This is a genomic window from Salmonella sp. SSDFZ54, assembly GCF_004010735.1.
GTDB lineage: Bacteria > Pseudomonadota > Gammaproteobacteria > Enterobacterales > Enterobacteriaceae > Salmonella > Salmonella enterica.
In genome coordinates this window covers 2,632,822-2,650,886 of record NZ_CP034819.1, presented here as the reverse complement: position 1 = coordinate 2,650,886, position 18,065 = coordinate 2,632,822, and the positions used below count along the sequence as shown (strand labels likewise).

Below are 18,065 nucleotides of genomic sequence, written 5' to 3'. Positions count from 1 at the left end.
TCACTGATTTACCTAACTTTACGCGCGCGATGATCTGGCAAGATCCTCTCAGCATAGCAGTCAATCTACCTCCTCAAACACGAACTCAATGTCCACCCAGCTTCGGCTGATAATTAAACTTACAACCAGGTTTTACTATGGATACGAAAAAGATATTCAAGCACATACCCTGGGTGATTCTCGGAATCATCGGTGCTTTCTGCCTCTCGGTCGTTGCCCTACGTCGGGGTGAACACGTGAGCGCCCTGTGGATCGTGGTCGCTTCCGTTTCCGTCTATCTGGTGGCTTACCGCTACTACAGCCTGTACATCGCCCAGAAGGTCATGAAACTCGACCCAACGCGCGCGACGCCGGCGGTTATCAATAACGACGGCCTGAACTACGTGCCGACTAACCGCTACGTGCTGTTTGGTCACCACTTCGCCGCCATCGCCGGCGCAGGTCCGCTGGTTGGGCCGGTATTGGCCGCGCAGATGGGTTATCTGCCGGGGACACTGTGGTTACTGGCGGGCGTGGTGCTCGCGGGCGCAGTGCAGGACTTTATGGTGCTGTTCATCTCTTCCCGCCGTAACGGCGCCTCTCTTGGCGAGATGATCAAAGAAGAGATGGGTACCGTTCCAGGCACCATCGCGCTGTTCGGCTGCTTCTTAATTATGATCATCATCCTCGCGGTGCTGGCATTAATTGTGGTTAAAGCGCTGGCCGAAAGCCCGTGGGGCGTCTTCACTGTCTGCTCAACGGTGCCGATTGCGCTGTTTATGGGCATCTATATGCGCTTCCTGCGTCCGGGACGCGTAGGCGAAGTCTCCGTTATTGGTATCGTGCTGCTGGTGGCGTCTATTTACTTCGGCGGCGTGATTGCCCACGACCCTTACTGGGGTCCGGCGCTGACCTTTAAAGACACTACCATTACCTTCGCGCTGATCGGCTACGCCTTTGTTTCCGCGCTGCTGCCGGTATGGCTGATCCTTGCCCCGCGCGACTATCTCGCTACCTTCCTGAAAATCGGCGTGATCGTCGGTCTGGCGCTGGGGATTGTGATCCTCAACCCGGAACTGAAAATGCCGGCATTGACGCAATATGTCGACGGTACCGGCCCGCTGTGGAAAGGCGCTCTGTTCCCGTTCCTGTTCATCACCATCGCCTGTGGCGCCGTCTCTGGCTTCCACGCGCTCATCTCTTCCGGTACCACGCCGAAACTGCTGGCCTGTGAGACCGATGCGCGTTTTATCGGCTACGGCGCGATGCTGATGGAGTCCTTTGTTGCGGTGATGGCGCTGGTGGCGGCCTCGATCATTGAACCGGGTCTCTACTTCGCGATGAACACCCCGCCGGCAGGTCTGGGCATTACCATGCCAAACCTGCACGAGATGGGCGGCGAGAACGCGCCGCTGATTATGGCGCAGTTGAAAGACGTTACCGCACATGCAGCGGCGACCGTCAGCTCCTGGGGCTTTGTGATTTCCCCGGAACAAATCCTGCAAACTGCGAAAGATATCGGTGAACCGTCAGTATTGAACCGCGCAGGCGGCGCGCCAACGCTGGCAGTAGGTATCGCGCACGTGTTCCACAAAGTCCTGCCGATGGCGGATATGGGCTTCTGGTATCACTTCGGTATTCTGTTCGAAGCGCTGTTTATCCTGACCGCGCTAGATGCGGGTACCCGTTCCGGCCGCTTTATGTTGCAGGATTTGCTGGGTAACTTCGTCCCGTTCCTGAAAAAAACCGATTCTCTGGTCGCGGGTATCATCGGTACCGCAGGCTGCGTCGGTTTGTGGGGCTATCTGCTGTATCAGGGCGTGGTCGACCCGCTGGGCGGCGTGAAGAGCCTGTGGCCGCTGTTCGGTATCTCTAACCAGATGCTGGCCGCCGTGGCGCTGGTGTTGAGCACCGTGGTACTGATCAAAATGCAGCGCACCAAGTACATCTGGGTGACGGTAATCCCGGCGGTATGGCTGCTGATCTGCACCACCTGGGCACTGGGCCTGAAACTGTTCAGCGCCAACCCACAGATGGAAGGTTTCTTCTACATGGCAAACCTGTATAAAGAGAAGATTGCCAACGGCACCAACCTGACCGCGCAGCAGATTGCCAATATGAACCATATCGTGGTGAACAACTACACTAACGCTGGTTTGAGTATTCTGTTCCTGGTGGTGGTGTACAGTATTATCTTCTACGGTTTCACCACCTGGATGAAGGTACGCAACAGCGATAAACGTACCGACAAAGAAACCCCGTATGTGCCCGTGCCGGAAGGCGGCGTGAAGATCTCTTCACACCACTAAAACTGATGCCGGGTAGCGTACAGCGATCCCGGCTAGTGTAGGCCGGATAAGGCGCAAGCCGCCATCCGGCTTTATTCATTAACAGGACGGCAGAATGTTTGATACTTTAGGTCAGGCAAAAAAATATCTCGGCCAGGCGGCAAAAATGTTGATTGGTATTCCGGACTACGACAACTATGTCGAGCACATGAAAACCAACCATCCCGACAAGCCGTACATGACCTATGAAGAGTTCTTCCGCGAACGTCAGCAAGCACGTTACGGCGGCGATGGCAAAGGCGGTATGCGCTGTTGTTAATGGAGAGACTATGACCCCGATTGCAGTTACCCTACTTACCGGTTTTCTTGGTGCCGGCAAAACCACCCTACTACGCCATATCCTCAACGAACAACATGGTTTTAAAATCGCCGTTATCGAAAACGAATTTGGCGAAGTCTCCGTTGACGATCAACTGATTGGCGATCGCGCCACACAGATCAAAACCCTGACTAACGGCTGCATCTGCTGTACCCGCTCCAACGAGCTGGAAGATACGCTATTAGACCTGCTCGACAGCCGCGACCGCGGCGATATTGCTTTCGACCGCCTGGTGATTGAATGCACCGGCATGGCCGACCCCGGCCCGATTATTCAGACCTTTTTCTCCCATGACGTATTATGCGAACGCTACCTGTTAGACGGCGTGATTGCGCTGGTCGACGCGGTGCACGCTAACGAGCAGATGAACCAGTTCACCATCGCCCAGTCGCAGATAGGCTACGCCGACCGTATCCTGCTGACCAAAACCGACGTGGCAGGCGACAGCGAGAAACTGCGCGAGCGGCTGGCGCGTATCAACGCCCGCGCCCCGGTTTACACCGTGGTACACGGCGATATTGACCTGAGTCAGTTGTTTAATACCAGCGGCTTTATGCTGGAAGAGAACGTGCTGGCAAGCCAACCGCGTTTCCACTTTATTGCCGATAAACAGAACGATGTGTCGTCAATTGTGGTGGAACTGGATTACCCGGTGGATATCAGCGAGGTTTCGCGGGTGATGGAAAACCTGCTGCTGGAATCAGCGGATAAACTGCTGCGTTACAAAGGGATGCTGTGGATCGACGGCGAACCCAACCGCCTGCTGTTCCAGGGCGTGCAGCGTCTCTACAGCGCCGACTGGGACAGACCGTGGGGCGACGAAACGCCGCACAGCACGCTGGTATTTATCGGGATCCAGTTGCCGGAAGACGAGATCAGAGCGGCGTTTGCGGGGTTAAGGAAGTAAACGGGCGCAGAAAAGCCGGGACCGCACAGGAGATTGTATGCCCCTTATCCGAGATATACACCAACGCTTCTGGCGTCTGCCACAACTGCCGTGGCTGGAGCTACGTACCACCAGTGAAAGCCGTCAGGCCTATAAGCGCCACAGCCACCCGCAACTGTCGCTGGGCGCAATCATCGCCGGAGAAACCCGCTGCATCAGTAACGGGCAAGAGTATCTGTTACGCCCCGGCGAGCTGATCCTGATCCCCCCGCAATCTCCACACAGTTGTAACCCGCTCCACGAGCGACCACGCAGCTATCATATGCTGTATCTCGATGCGGACTGGTGCCTGACGCAGCTTCCCCATTTGCCGGCGGATAGCCGCCTGCATACCACGCAGCCACAGTTGTAGGACCCGCAGCTTTTCCAGCTTTATCAGCAAATTGTGACGTCTATTACTCAGCAGCAAACCGCCGGACTTCCGGCGCTTATTATCCACCTGTTGCGCGCCCTGCCGCTACAAAGTGCCGACGCCGAACCGCCATGCGCCATCAGCCGCCAGTTGGTTGCCCGCTTAGTCAGCAACCTTCAGGAACCGCCGACGCTGGACACACTGGCGCAGGAGTTTGCGCTCCGTAAGGAGACTCTGATTCGCACTTTTAAGCAGGATACAGGCCTGACTCCTGTCAGCTTTACCAATATGGCCCGCATTGAATATGCCCGGCACCGATTGCGCGCCGGGGACGATATTGCCGATGTTGCCTATCAGACCGGTTTCGCCGATCAAAGTCATTTCCACAAAACCTTCGTCAGCTACACGGCGGCAACGCCGCGTCAGTACGCGCAGAACAGATCAATATCCGACAATAAATAGCGCATCCGCAGGTATAGGCTGACCTCAGTATCATCACTGAGGTTACTATGGAACAGGTTACAACGTTATTTCCCCCGGCGTTTCCCGCACTGGCGCTGGCGCATTTTATGGCGCTGCTCAGCCCGGGTCCGGACTTCTTTTTGCTGGTCGGTTACGCCGTACGCTATCGGCTGCGCGGCAGCGTCGGGCTGTGCCTCGGCATTGCGGCGGGAAATGGGCTCTATATTCTGCTGGTGGTGATTGGGTCAGGGCTACTACGTCAGACGCCGCTGCTCTTTACCATCATCGAACTATTGGGTGCCGCCTACCTGCTATGGGTGGGCCGTCAACTGTTGAAAAGCCGCGCCGGGCCGCTGGAGTGGCGGTACGCCGCATCGGCATGTCCGTCACTGGCAAAACAACTATTACTGGGGCTAGGTTCATCGCTGTTGAATCCGAAAAATGCTCTGTTTTATCTGGCGCTAATGACCGCCCTGCTGGGCCCAAACGTGACCGTTACACAACAGGCCATATGTGGAATCTGGATGACCAGCGTAGTGTTACTCTGGGATCTGCTGCTGATAACGCTTATCGCCCTGCCGCAAATTCAACGTCGTCTGGGTAATCTTGTCTGGAAAATTGAACGCGCCGCCGGCGGTATTCTGATCGCCTTTGGCTGCTGGATTGTATGGCAGTTCATTACAAGTTAAATCGATGAGGGGCAGCTTTATACGGTGGTCAACGTTGCCCGGGCAGATAAATAGGGTCTGCATCATTCGAACCCTTTCCTTCTTATAATGCCGATGCCGCCATAAATTAACCTGCCCCCAGAAACCAATAAAGCGACTAAATAGCCGCTTTATTCTCATCACCAAATATAATATCACCTCTCATCCAGCGGCTTATTTTCATTGGTTTTCAGCTGGACTTTCCTTCTGTAAGATGCGCAAACTGCTGTAACAGCGTCGGATGGCGCTAACGCTTATCCGACCTACGGCCCGCTGCCCGGTAACCACCTGCTGTCGGGCTTATAACATATCTCACCTCCAAAAGCCCGATTTCCGCTTTTATCTCTTTTCACATAACGTATGATAGTGCGCAGAAAATTCAGGAGGGATCCATGAGCGATATCCAGCTTTTCCGCCTCGGTGGCGGGAAAGTACAAGAACTGCCGGGCAAAGCCGCAGCCATTGAAAAAGATCTGCAAATGCTGATCGAATCCCATATGGAAACGTTCCTTGGCGTCCGCTTTCTCGAGACCGAATACCGCACGGGTAAAACCCATCGTGGGCGAATTGATTCCCTCGGCCTCGACGAAAATAACTGCCCGGTGATTATTGAATATAAGCGCCACAGCAATGAAAACGTCATTAACCAGGGGCTGTTTTATCTCGACTGGCTGCTCGATCATAAAGCGGAATTTCAGTTGCTGGTGATGGAAAAAATAAGTAAAACCGCGGCCAAAGCCATTGACTGGTCCGGCACACGGTTAATCTGTATTGCCGCCGATTTTAATAAATACGACGAACATGCCGTTCAGCAAATCAACCGCAATATCAACCTGATTCGCTACAAACTTTTTGCCGACGACCTGTTAATGCTGGAACTGGTTAACGCCGTGGTCGAAAATAGCCCTCAGTACATCATCGCGAACGGTTCCGTCAGCAGCGGTAAACGCCATACCCGCACGCAGCGCGAACAGCTCTCTTCGGCCTCTCCCGCGCTGCTTTCATTATATGAACAGCTAAAAAGTTATGTGCTGTCACTCAGTGATGAGGTTCAGTTTAAAGAGCTTAAGCTCTATGACGCCTTCCGCCTCATTCGCAACTTTCTGTGCGTAGCCGTTTATCCCGTGACCGACCCACACCTACGCCTGTGGCTGAAAATCAATCCACAGCATATCCAGCTTGAAGAAGGATTTAGCCGGGACGTCACAAACGTTGGCCACTGGGGAACCGGCGACGTCGAATTGATTGTGCGTAACGAACACGATCTGGATAAAGCTAAACTGCTGATCGAGAAAGCCTGGCAGGAAAATTAGCGTTCCAGGATATCCGCCTACTGGAGAGGTTAAGATAAGATTATCCAGCCTTTCCAGTTTTACTGACTCTTATCTGTTATTCCACATCCTTCCTTTCCAACCCAATATCCCTTAACTGCTCGTCACTCATTCGTCGCAGCGCCTGACAGGCCCGCTTACGCAGCCACCACCTTTTTAGCGCCCGTCTGAGCTGCACAAAGCCAATGAATGGTTGGCTGGGGCGGTTCTCGTAAAATTCCATACCGGCCTCCGCATAGAACAGAAAATGCGGGCATCATGAATGTCTGTACAAACAATACCGGGATAAAAAGCACGGTTAGTGCAACGTGGATAAATAAGGAGGGCGATTGAAGGTGTTTTGTTCGCTTATTTCGTTCTGATTTAAGATCCGCGTCCTTCGCTGCAAAAAAGCCAGGCCCCTCCCGTTTTCAGAGAGGCAACAGGGATTAGCGGCGCACCACTACCAGCTTCTGGTTCACAAACTCCTTAATCCCCAGATCCGATAGCTCGCGTCCGAAGCCCGAACGCTTAACGCCGCCGAACGGCAGCTCCGCTGCGGTGTCGGTCAGCCAGTTGATATAAACCATCCCGGTTTCAATCCGGGAGGCCATGCGTTTAGCACGCTCAATATCCTGACTAAACACCGCGCCGCCCAGGCCGTAGTGGGAATCGTTGGCGAGTTTTACCGCCTCGTCATCGTCTTTCACCACATACATCTGCGCCACCGGGCCGAAGAACTCTTCAAAGTACGCCGGGTTGTCACGCGTAATGTGGGTCAGAATGGTCGGCTCAAAGAAGTTGCCTTTGCTTTCCAGCGGCTTGCCGCCAACGTGCAGCGTCGCGCCATTTTTCACCGCTTCCTCGACCTGTCTGGTCAATGTTTCCAGCGCATCTTTCGACGACAGCGGCCCCAGTTCGGTAGAAGCGTCCATCTGATCCCCCACCTTCACCTTCCTGAACGCCTCGGTGAACTGGCTGAGGAATTGATCGGCGATTTTCTCATGCAGGATAAAGCGCTTCGCCGCCGTACATACCTGCCCCGCATTAGTGAGCCGTGCCTGCACGCCAATTTTCACCGCTTTCTCAAGATCGGCATCGTCCAGCACGACGAACACATCGTTCCCGCCCAGTTCCAGCGTCGATTTTTTAATGTGCTTCGCCGCCTGTGCCGCCACGGCGCTCCCCGCTTTTTCAGATCCGGTCAGCGCCGCGCCCTGCACGCGCGGGTCGGCGATGATATTCGACACCTGATCGGAGGAAATAAACAGGTTGGTCCATGCGCCGTCCGGCGCGCCGGCTTCACGCACCAGATGGGCAAACGTCTCGGCGCAGTGCGGTACGATGCTGGCATGTTTCGCCAGCACCGGGTTACCTGCGGCCAGGTTCGGCGCCAGCACACGCATCAACTGATAGTACGGGAAGTTCCACGGCTCAACGGCCATGATGACGCCAATCGGATGATGTTCTACCCACGCGTCGCCAAACTCGGTTTTATAAGGCACCGGGGCAAGAAACTGCTTCGCGTTATCCGCATAATAGCGAGCGATCTGCGCGCATAGTTTGACTTCGCCACGGCTTTGCTCGATGAGCTTGCCCATCTCCTGGCTGGCGATTTTTGCCAGTTCTTCAACACGGCTGTCGATCAAGTCAGCCAGCTTATGCAGTACCGGCAAACGTTGGTCAATCTCTCCTTTGGACCAGTCGGAGTGATAGAGCGCGTCAGCTTTTTGCAGCGCGGCTTCAATATCCGCGTCCGTGTGCGGGGGATACTCTTTAATGAGCTGATTATTGGCAGGATTCACTGTCTGGTAAGCCATATCACATGTCTCCTTGTTATCGTCATTAAGGCAGCCGGAAATGCCGCTCAGAACAATAAGGGTAGTAGAGATGGCTGGCGCTATCGGTAAAGTTCGGTATATTCGTGCGGTTATCAGCGATAATTATAGAGAGCGTTGCCCGGTGGGCACCGGGCCTGCAACATTCAGACTGGAACCGCGTTAGTGGCTAACATCCTGAAGCTCTTCAGCCGTAAGGCCGGTGAACCGCTGGACAGTCTCGCGGTCAAGTCCGTCCGCCAGCATCTGTCTGGCGATACGCAATGCGGCAACATGCTGACCTTTTTCCAGCCCTTTTTCTAATCCTTCCTCCAGACCGAGCTGTCTTCCTTGCCGTTCCCCTTTTCTGCGATCCGCTGCGCGGATCCTCTCTATCAGCGTCATCAGTCTCTCCTTAGTGTGCGGGACATGCCCTACCACATCACGAATAAACGTGGTGAAACGAGGCGTATGTCCGTGCTGAATCATAAGATAATTAAACAGCGCTTTAAGCTGCCTGTCATTAGCGCAACCAGTAACTAACAGCGAAGCAATCCGTTCAACCAGTCCCAGCAGGTCGCGCTGGCGGATATGTTTTTGGATGAGCTCCAGCAGCGCAATGCGGCGGTGCTGCATAATGTCATCATCCGATACCACCGTAATATCGACCAGCGGAAAGGCAGCGGCATAGAGTCTTCTTGCCACTTCCGGGTTCGCAAACTCATCCAGCCAGCACAGCGAAAAAGGATACGGGCTATCAACACCGTGATAAAACAGCATCGGCACCACCAGCGGAAGATGCTTATGCCCCGCATCCAGATGCTGTTGCATTGCCGCCATCGCATACCGCATCAGCCGAAACGCCATATGCGCATCCGGCGTGCTCTGATGTTCAATCACGACATAGATATAACCGTCGCCCTCGCGCGTTTTCAGCGACCAAAGCACATCGGAATAATAGGCTCGCAGATTTTTTTCAATAAAACTGCCGGGCTCCAGCTTTAGCGTCCGCAGGTCGCAAAGCTGGCGTAACGACACCGGCAGATGAATCTCCATAAAATCGCGGGCGGTTTCCGGGTGGCGCAAAAAGGTTTTAAACACCGCATCATGCGGTGTTGAGGTCGTCGATTTTTTCATGGCGCTCCGTCACCCCAAACCAGGATGCTGCGACTCTACCTCCTGAAAATTCCTTTCTCATCCGTACCTTTTCAGCATTGCGAGGCGCGACGAAAGATAAATCCTGTTATCTGTAATGCACATGCATTTTCGGAACTGAACACGCAAAATGCCAGTCTGCGCGCCCTGCCTTTATCTTTATTAACCAGACAAACTCTTTTGATTAACATCAAAATTTAATTACACTTAATGTGTATATTTTCCGTGCAACGTAAATTTCCCGAGGTGTGATGTGCTGATTGTTATCTGTAATCGCCACACGTTCTGACGAGATTCAGAACGCGTCTCTTCCTGTCTGTGTTTTCACCGGCAGCGTTTTTGATTACATGAAATTCAGTACATCCGCAGCCGCTGTTTCCATCGCCTGCCTGACGTCACGATGACGGTATTGAGTTTCGCTATCCCATCATGGGGTTCTCCGACATGGAGCGCATTTTTTATGCAACGGATTATTCAGTTTTTCTCCCAACGCGCCACAACGTTATTTTTCCCGATGGCGCTGATTTTGTACGATTTTGCCGCCTATCTGACGACGGATCTGATTCAGCCTGGCATCATTAACGTCGTGCGCGATTTTAATGCTGACGTCAGTCTTGCGCCGGCCTCGGTCAGTCTCTATCTGGCGGGCGGAATGGCGTTGCAATGGCTTCTGGGGCCGCTATCCGACAGGATTGGCCGCCGGCCAGTGCTGATTGCAGGGGCATTAATTTTTACTCTCGCCTGCGCGGCAACGCTGTTGACGACCTCAATGACGCAGTTTCTGGTTGCCCGTTTTGTGCAGGGCACCAGCATTTGCTTTATCGCAACGGTCGGCTACGTCACGGTACAGGAGGCTTTCGGTCAAACCAAAGCCATTAAGCTGATGGCGATTATTACCTCCATTGTGCTGGTCGCTCCGGTTATCGGCCCGCTCTCCGGCGCCGCGCTGATGCACTTCGTTCACTGGAAGGTGCTGTTCGGTATTATTGCGGTGATGGGACTGTTGGCGTTGTGCGGCCTGCTGCTGGCGATGCCAGAAACGGTGCAACGCGGCGCGGTGCCGTTCAGCGCGGTGAGCGTACTGCGCGATTTTCGTAATGTGTTTCGCAACCCGATTTTTCTCACCGGGGCGGCGACGCTGTCGTTGAGCTACATCCCGATGATGAGCTGGGTGGCGGTGTCGCCGGTGATCCTGATCGATGCCGGCGGGATGAGTACTTCGCAATTCGCCTGGGCGCAGGTGCCCGTATTCGGTGCGGTGATCGTGGCCAATATGATCGTTGTGCGCCTGGTGAAAGATCCGACCCGACCGCGTTTTATCTGGCGCGCCGTACCAATCCAGTTAAGCGGGCTGGCGACATTACTCCTCGGTAATCTTCTTCTGCCGCACGTCTGGCTTTGGTCTGTGCTGGGCACCAGCCTGTACGCGTTCGGCATTGGAATGATTTTCCCGACGCTATTTCGCTTCACGCTTTTCTCCAACAACTTGCCAAAAGGGACGGTTTCAGCCTCGCTGAACATGGTGATTCTGACGGTAATGGCGGTGTCGGTCGAAGTTGGCCGCTGGCTGTGGTTTCACGGCGGGAGACTGCCGTTTCACCTGCTGGCAGCGGTGGCCGGGGTGATTGTGGTCTTCACCCTGGCGACATTATTACAGCGCGTGCGCCAGCATGAGGCGGCAGAACTGGCCGCTGAGAAGTAAACACTCTGCCGGATAGAGGCTTATCCGGCACAGGATCATCTGATGTTTTTTGCACGTTCCTGCCGTCTGGCTCTATCCTTAACCCTATGAATAAAATCGCCGAACTCAAACGCGCCAAACGCCTGGCGCTCTCACTGTTGCTGATAGCCGCCGCGACGTTTGTGACCACGCTTTTCCTGCCGCCCAGTTTTTGGGTGCTGGGCGTAAAAGCTATTGCCGAAGCGGCGATGGTTGGCGCGCTGGCGGACTGGTTTGCCGTGGTGGCGCTATTTCGCCGCATTCCCATTCCGTTTATTTCACGACATACGGCGATTATTCCCCGTAACAAAGACCGAATCGGCGAAAATCTTGGGCAATTTGTGCAGGAGAAGTTCCTTGATACGCAGTCGCTGATCGCGCTAATCCGCCGCCATGAACCCGCGCTGCTTATCGGGAACTGGTTCAGCCAGCCGGACAACGCCAGCCGGGTCGGGCAGCATCTGCTGCAAATTATGAGCGGCTTTCTGGAACTAACCGATGACGCCCGTATTCAGCGGCTGCTCAAGCGAGCGGTACATAAGGCGATTGATAAAGTGGATCTTTCCGGCACCAGCGCCCTGATGCTGGAAAGCATGACCAAAAACGATCGTCACCAGGTGTTACTCGATACGCTGATCGCCCAGCTTATCACCCTGTTACAGCGTGACAGCTCCCGAACATTTATCGCCAGACAGATCATACGCTGGCTGGAGACCGAGCATCCGTTAAAAGCGAAGATTCTGCCGACCGAATGGCTGGGAGAACACAGCGCTGAACTGGTCTCCGACGCGGTGAATTCTCTGCTGGATGATATCAGTCACGACCGCGCGCATCAGATTCGTCATGCCTTCGATCGCGCGACGTATAGGCTGATCGATAAACTTAAACATGATCCGGAAATGGCTGCCCGGGCAGAAAACATTAAAAGTTACCTGAAGGAAGATGAGGCGTTTAACCGTTATCTCGGCGAGATCTGGGCGGATCTACGCCAGTGGTTAAAAACAGATATCAACGCCGAAGACTCGAAGGTGAAGCAGCGCATCGCTCATGCCGGACAATGGTTTGGCGAGACGCTGATCGCCGACGACGCATTACGCGCCTCGCTTAACGGTCATCTGGAACAGGCCGCGCACCGTGTCGCGCCGGAATTCGCCGCCTTCCTGACGCGCCACATCAGCGATACCGTAAAAGGCTGGGATGCGCGCGATATGTCGCAGCAGATTGAGCTTAATATCGGTAAAGATTTGCAGTTTATCCGCGTGAACGGCACGCTGGTCGGCGGCGCTATCGGTCTGGTGTTATATTTACTGTCGCAAATACCGGCACTGCTCAGTATTTAACGCCGTTCTCGTTCAGATTAACTGCCAAACCCCGCACATGGGAGGCATTAATTTAATGCCATTTCCCACCGATGCCCCTCTTCTCAATCCGTTATTCGCCTGCGCTTCACTTTCTTTTCTTGCAAATTTGAAACATTAATTTTACTTTTTATTATCATTTACAACAACAATTCGGCATTCCTGCCTTACTTTAGCAAAGAGAAAAACCATGGTTCATGCTCAGAGCGCTTCACCTCGCCATCCCATTTTTACGGCGCTTTTCGGTATGATGGTATTGACGCTGGGGATGGGAGTTGGCCGCTTTCTGTATACGCCCATGCTGCCGGTAATGCTGGCGGAAAAGCAGCTAATGTTTAATCAGCTCTCCTGGATTGCCAGCGCCAATTATGCAGGGTACCTGGCGGGGAGCTTACTGTTTTCCTTTGGCCTTTTTCATCTCCCCTCTCGTCTACGCCCCATGCTGCTGGCTTCGGCGGTCGCCACCGGTATTCTTATTCTGTCTATGGCGATATTTACTCAGCCCGCGGTCGTCATGTTGGTGCGCTTCCTGGCAGGCGTCGCGAGTGCGGGAATGATGATTTTTGGATCAATGATTGTGTTGCATCATACCCGCCATCCGTTTGTGATCGCCGCGCTCTTTTCCGGCGTCGGGGCCGGGATTGCACTGGGCAACGAATATGTCATTGGCGGTTTACATTATGCGCTTTCGGCCCATTCGCTATGGCTGGGGGCCGGGGCGCTCGCCGGTATATTGCTATTAATCGTGGCAATATTGATTCCCCCCCGCGCTCATGCGCTGCCGCCTGCGCCCTTAGCAAGAATCGAAAATCAGCCTATGCCCTGGTGGCAACTGGCGCTGTTGTACGGTTTCGCCGGATTCGGCTACATCATTGTCGCTACCTATTTGCCGCTGATGGCGAAAAGCGCGGGCTCTCCGCTACTCACGGCGCACCTTTGGTCGTTGGTCGGCCTGGCGATCATTCCCGGCTGCTTCGGCTGGCTGTGGGCGGCAAAACATTGGGGCGTCCTGCCATGCCTGACCGCGAACCTGTTGATCCAGAGCGCCTGCGTGCTGCTGTCTCTCGCCAGCGACTCATTGTTGCTGTTAATACTGAGCAGTATTGGTTTTGGCGCCACGTTTATGGGCACAACCTCACTGGTGATGCCGCTTGCCCGACAGCTCAGCGCGCCGGGCAATATTAATTTATTAGGCCTGGTGACGCTAACGTATGGTATTGGGCAAATTCTCGGTCCGCTCGCCGCCAGTCTGTCAGGCAATGGCGCGTCGGCAATTATCAACGCCACGCTTTGCGGCGCCGCGGCGCTCTTTTTTGCCGCGCTGATCAGCGCCGCGCAGCAGATAAAACAAAAACGGTTTGTGATACGTGAATAAGCGGTAGAGTAAACCCGCGCTATCCGCACCGGGTTGTATCTTTAACGCTATTCGCGGCGCAATGCGGAGCTGTTTTTAATAGCACATCCTCAACACGTTATTTCAGGGTAAAGATGCCACTAAAAACTATACTTATTCTATGGTTTTTAGTGTTATCAAACTGCCTATTATTTTATATACCCTTCATACTTCAAGTGGCTTATGTGTTGGCTACGGATTACCCGGCCCATCTATGGGCCTCGCCCTGACGGGCCGTTGCTCACCCCAGTCACATCGTTATTATGCTCCTGGGGACTCACTCCCTTGCCGCCTTTACGCAACTCGAATTATTTTGGCTATATATTCCATTATGATGATTATCGCTCCCTCTCAAATCATCACAATTATAAATAAATCACATCATGAAATTAATTCGATTATTCGTTTTTTATTACCTGCCCGTAGGATTCTTAGGGCGCAAGCTGACCCATCAGCGGCTACTGACCTGACCGTGACAATTCCTCTTAAGGCGTGAAAAATTACAGTAAAAAAGTAAAATTTAGGTTAAAAAACCCTATTTTTTAACAACGATAATTAAGTGGCGTGAAATTGACTAACGTCAAATTTATTTCCCCTTTTTCCTGCTCCCGGCTCTGGCCTGCGTCAACACCTGTTTCTTTGCTTTTTTACCGCGCGTTATACCGTCCACGGTTCCCCGCGCCTCCGGCAGTAGCGAGGATGGTGATTTTTCGCGCTGCTATGCAAGAAACGCATAGCACGATACATACTTGCATTTTGTCCTTACCCTTATGGCTGATAAGGTCTTTCTGTTTCGGGCTTTTTGGCCTGTGGCTACAACCAACACATCATCAAAAAAATTCGGGGATCGCTATGGCGCAACAAGTGGACGGGGCGGCCATGCCGCTTGATACAGAAAAGGTCGGGATAAAGGGATACCTGGCGTTTTTTCTCACCATTATTTTCTTTTCCGGCGTATTTTCCGGAAGCGAAGGCTGGTGGCGCGTTTTTGATTTTACCGTACTCAACGGGTCATTCGGACATGTGACCGGTACGCAGACCTTTCGCGGCGCGGGCGGAACGGGCGCGAAAGATGGCTTCCTTTTTGCGCTGGAGCTGGCACCGTCGGTTATCCTTTCTCTGGGTATCATCGCGATTACGGATGGACTGGGCGGTCTGCGGGCGGCGCAGCAATTGATGACGCCCATCCTGAAACCATTGCTTGGCATTCCTGGCATTTGCTCACTGGCGCTGATCGCCAACCTGCAAAATACCGACGCCGCGGCGGGTATGACCAAAGAACTGGCGCAGGAAGGCGAAATCACCGAACGCGATAAAGTGATTTTTGCCGCCTGGCAGACCAGCGGCAGCGCTATTATCACCAACTATTTCTCCTCCGGCGTTGCAGTATTCGCCTTTCTGGGAACGTCAGTCATCATTCCGCTGGTGGTCATTCTGCTATTCAAATTTATCGGCGCAAACCTTTTGCGCGTCTGGATTAACATCGAAGAACGCCGTCACCCTGCGCAAGGAGCCCAATCATGACGACTCAGGTACGTAAGAATGTCATGGATATGTTTATCGATGGCGCACGCCGCGGTTTTACCATCGCCACGACCAACCTGTTACCCAATGTGGTCATGGCATTTGTCATTATTCAGGCGCTGAAAATTACCGGTCTGCTCGACTGGGTAGGCCATATCTGCCAGCCCGTGATGGCGTTGTGGGGGCTTCCTGGCGAAGCGGCTACGGTGCTTCTGGCTTCGCTGATGAGTATGGGCGGCGCCGTTGGCGTGGCGGCCAGTCTGGCTACCGCCGGCGCGCTAAGCGGCCACGATGTTACCGTGCTACTGCCAGCCATTTACCTGATGGGAAACCCGGTACAGAATGTCGGCCGCTGTCTCGGTACTGCCGAAGTCAACGCCAAATATTACCCGCATATTATCGCAGTCTGCGCCATCAATGCGCTGCTGTCGATCTGGGTCATGCAGCTTATTGTTTAATAAGGAGTTATCATGCCTGATTTATCCGCCGCGGAGTTTACCTTATTACAGGGTGCGCACCTGTTTGCGCCAGAAGACCGGGGCATCTGCGATGTTCTGCTCGCGAATGGCAAAATTATTGCCGTCGGCGCTGACATCCCCGGCGATATCGTACCGGACTGTGCGGTGATTAATCTTAGCGGCCGTATGCTGTGCCCGGGCTTTATCGACCAACACGTTCATCTGATCGGCGGCGGCGGCGAAGCGGGGCCGACGACGCGGACGCCGGAAGTCTCTCTGAGCCGCCTGACGGAAGCCGGGATAACAACGGTCGTCGGCCTGCTTGGCACCGACTCCGTCAGCCGTCATCCCGCGTCGCTGTTAGCCAAAACGCGAGCGCTAAATGAGGAGGGGATCACCGCCTGGATGCTCACGGGCGCTTATCACGTTCCGTCGCCGACCATTACTGGCTCGGTAGAAAAAGACGTCGCGCTGATCGATCGCGTCATTGGCGTGAAATGCGCAGTCTCCGACCACCGTTCCGCCGCGCCCAGCGGGAATCAACTCGCCAGCATGGCCGCCGAATCACGCGTTGGCGGCCTGCTGGGCGGCAAACCCGGTGTCAGCGTTTTTCATATGGGCAGCAGCAAAAAAGGGTTACAGCCGCTGTATGACATCCTGGAAAACAGCGACGTGCCGATCGGTAAACTGCTGCCTACCCACGTCAACCGTAGCGAATCTCTTTTCGAGCAGGCGCTGGCGTTTGCGCTTAAAGGCGGCGTGATCGACATTACCACCAGTATCCCGGATCCCGTCGCGCCGGCGGAGGGCATTGCCAGAGCGGTAAAAGCCGGCGTCCCGCTTTCCCGGGTGACGCTCAGTTCAGACGGCAACGGCAGCCAGCCGCTATTTGACGCTGCCGGAAATCTGACGGGCATCGGCGTCGCGGGCTTCGAAAGTTTGCTGGAGACGTTGCAGACGCTGGTTAACCACTACGGATTCAGCCTGACCGATGCTCTGCATCCGCTGACGACCAGCGTAGCCGCCTTCCTCAGTCTGGACGGCAAAGGCGAAATCCGTCCCGGTAACGATGCGGATCTGCTCGTCTTTAGCGCAGATTTACGCATTGAGCAGGTGTATGCGCGCGGCAAACGCATGGTCAATGAGGGGAAAGCCTGCGTAAAAGGTACCTTTGAACCGGCGTAATTCCCGCTAGTTTCAGGCTGCCCCATCACGGCATTCTGAAAGAGGACGGGATAAGCGGTTGTCAGCCGCCCGAATGGACGTAGAATGCCCCTTCGGGCGGCTGACAGGATAACGGTAAATGGATGTAACTGGAGCAGGTTTGCACAATATTGAGACAAAATGGCTGTATGATTTTCTGACGCTGGAAAAGTGCCGCAATTTCTCTCAGGCCGCCATTATCCGCAACGTATCGCAACCCGCTTTTAGCCGGCGGATTCGCGCCCTGGAACATGCCGTGGGCGTTGAACTGTTTAACCGACAGGTCTCGCCGCTACAGCTTTCCGAACAGGGTAAAATCTTTCACTCCCAGGTTCGCCACCTGTTACAGCAGCTGGAAAGTAATCTGACCGAACTGCGCGGCGGCAGCGATTATACGCTGCGTAAAATCAAGATTGCCGCCGCCCACTCGCTCTCCCTCGGCCTGTTGCCGACCATCGTTAAGCAGATGCCGACGCAGTTTACCTACGCCGTTGAGGCGATAGATGTCGACCAGGCGGTGGATATGTTACGTGAGGGACAAAGCGATTTTATCTTTTCTTATCACGATGAAAATCTGCAACAAGCGCCGTTTGATAACATCCGCCTGTTTGAGTCGAGACTGTTTCCGGTTTGCGCCAACAATGGCCGGGGCGAGCCGCGCTATACGCTTGAGCAGCCGCACTTTCCCCTGCTTAATTACAGTCAGAACTCCTATATGGGCCGGCTGATAAATCGTACTCTGACTCGCCATGCTGAACTGAGTTTCAGTACATTTTTCGTCTCTTCGATGAGTGAATTGTTAAAACAGGTTGCGATGGACGGCTGCGGAATCGCCTGGTTGCCCGAGTATGCTATCCGTCAGGAGATTACCGACGGACGCCTGATAGTGCTTGATGCCGACGAACTGGTTATCCCGATCCAGGCTTATGCTTATCGCATGAATACCCGCATGAGTCAGGTAGCCGAAACATTTTGGCGCGACCTGCGTGGGCTTCAGGCCGCGCTGTAAACACC

General features: G+C 54.1%; 16 protein-coding genes and 1 pseudogene. 14 read left to right on the top strand and 3 right to left on the bottom strand.

All coding sequences use genetic code 11. The annotated features are described in order from the left end of the window. Positions 1–137 precede the first annotated feature (137 nt). From btsT to EOS97_RS13185, 6 genes and pseudogenes are all read left to right on the top strand, one after another. Positions 138–2,288, top strand: coding sequence for a pyruvate/proton symporter BtsT (btsT, locus tag EOS97_RS13210; RefSeq protein WP_000379928.1), 2,151 nt, complete (start codon positions 138–140; stop codon positions 2,286–2,288). 94 nt (positions 2,289–2,382) lie between these two features. Next, complete coding sequence (locus EOS97_RS13205; protein WP_000460616.1) at positions 2,383–2,586, top strand: YbdD/YjiX family protein; 204 nt, start codon at positions 2,383–2,385, stop codon at positions 2,584–2,586. Between the two features lie 10 nt (positions 2,587–2,596). Further along, positions 2,597–3,553: a GTPase gene (gene yjiA, locus EOS97_RS13200; RefSeq protein ID WP_000187848.1), complete on the top strand. Its 957-nt coding sequence runs from the start codon at positions 2,597–2,599 to the stop codon at positions 3,551–3,553. Positions 3,554–3,590: 37 nt separating this feature from the next. Further along, positions 3,591–4,406 (top strand): annotated as a pseudogene (locus EOS97_RS13195) (helix-turn-helix domain-containing protein). A 47-nt stretch (positions 4,407–4,453) separates the two neighbouring features. Next, complete coding sequence (locus tag EOS97_RS13190; RefSeq protein WP_000438687.1) at positions 4,454–5,095, top strand: LysE family translocator; 642 nt, start codon at positions 4,454–4,456, stop codon at positions 5,093–5,095. A 410-nt stretch (positions 5,096–5,505) separates the two neighbouring features. Continuing rightward, positions 5,506–6,426 carry a DUF5655 domain-containing protein gene (locus EOS97_RS13185; RefSeq protein ID WP_001280248.1) on the top strand — a complete coding sequence of 307 codons (921 nt, stop codon included), beginning with the start codon at positions 5,506–5,508 and terminating at the stop codon, positions 6,424–6,426. A gap of 76 nt (positions 6,427–6,502) precedes the next feature. On the opposite strand, the gene yjiS is transcribed toward EOS97_RS13185, so the two are convergent. Continuing rightward, complete coding sequence (gene yjiS, locus EOS97_RS13180; protein ID WP_127836159.1) at positions 6,503–6,667, bottom strand: DUF1127 domain-containing protein YjiS; 165 nt, start codon at positions 6,665–6,667, stop codon at positions 6,503–6,505. On the opposite strand from yjiS, the gene EOS97_RS13175 reads away from it, so the two are divergent. Next, positions 6,634–6,777 (top strand): hypothetical protein, encoded by a 144-nt coding sequence (locus EOS97_RS13175; protein WP_127836158.1) that lies wholly within the window; start codon positions 6,634–6,636, stop codon positions 6,775–6,777. The two genes, yjiS and EOS97_RS13175, sit on opposite strands and share 34 nt — an antisense overlap. Positions 6,778–6,872: 95 nt before the next feature. On the opposite strand, the gene EOS97_RS13170 is transcribed toward EOS97_RS13175, so the two are convergent. Together EOS97_RS13170 and EOS97_RS13165 are read right to left on the bottom strand one after the other, a co-directional pair. Then, positions 6,873–8,243 (bottom strand): NAD-dependent succinate-semialdehyde dehydrogenase, encoded by a 1,371-nt coding sequence (locus EOS97_RS13170; protein ID WP_000331414.1) that lies wholly within the window; start codon positions 8,241–8,243, stop codon positions 6,873–6,875. Between the two features lie 180 nt (positions 8,244–8,423). Then, positions 8,424–9,377: an Rpn family recombination-promoting nuclease/putative transposase gene (locus EOS97_RS13165; protein ID WP_000749993.1), complete on the bottom strand. Its 954-nt coding sequence runs from the start codon at positions 9,375–9,377 to the stop codon at positions 8,424–8,426. Positions 9,378–9,855: 478 nt separating this feature from the next. Between EOS97_RS13165 and mdtM the strand changes: the two genes are divergently transcribed. From mdtM to hypT, 7 genes are all read left to right on the top strand, one after another. Then, complete coding sequence (gene mdtM / locus EOS97_RS13160) at positions 9,856–11,097, top strand: multidrug efflux MFS transporter MdtM (protein WP_001188918.1); 1,242 nt, start codon at positions 9,856–9,858, stop codon at positions 11,095–11,097. 86 nt (positions 11,098–11,183) lie between these two features. Then, on the top strand, positions 11,184–12,455 hold the full coding sequence (locus EOS97_RS13155) for a DUF445 domain-containing protein (RefSeq protein WP_001033041.1): 1,272 nt from the start codon (positions 11,184–11,186) through the stop codon (positions 12,453–12,455). A 208-nt stretch (positions 12,456–12,663) separates the two neighbouring features. After that, the gene (locus tag EOS97_RS13150) at positions 12,664–13,848 is read left to right on the top strand and encodes an MFS transporter (protein WP_000233253.1); all 1,185 of its coding nucleotides are present in this window, start codon (positions 12,664–12,666) and stop codon (positions 13,846–13,848) included. A gap of 870 nt (positions 13,849–14,718) precedes the next feature. Next, the gene (locus tag EOS97_RS13140; protein ID WP_000068752.1) at positions 14,719–15,390 is read left to right on the top strand and encodes a nucleoside recognition domain-containing protein; all 672 of its coding nucleotides are present in this window, start codon (positions 14,719–14,721) and stop codon (positions 15,388–15,390) included. Then, positions 15,387–15,848 carry a YjiG family protein gene (locus EOS97_RS13135; RefSeq protein ID WP_000211979.1) on the top strand — a complete coding sequence of 154 codons (462 nt, stop codon included), beginning with the start codon at positions 15,387–15,389 and terminating at the stop codon, positions 15,846–15,848. Before EOS97_RS13140 ends, EOS97_RS13135 begins: the two co-directional genes overlap by 4 nt. Positions 15,849–15,860: 12 nt before the next feature. Beyond that, positions 15,861–17,033 carry a beta-aspartyl-peptidase gene (gene iadA, locus EOS97_RS13130; protein WP_001113056.1) on the top strand — a complete coding sequence of 391 codons (1,173 nt, stop codon included), beginning with the start codon at positions 15,861–15,863 and terminating at the stop codon, positions 17,031–17,033. Between the two features lie 118 nt (positions 17,034–17,151). Next, complete coding sequence (hypT, locus tag EOS97_RS13125) at positions 17,152–18,060, top strand: hypochlorite stress DNA-binding transcriptional regulator HypT (RefSeq protein WP_000383509.1); 909 nt, start codon at positions 17,152–17,154, stop codon at positions 18,058–18,060. The last annotated feature ends 5 nt before the right edge of the window (positions 18,061–18,065 follow it).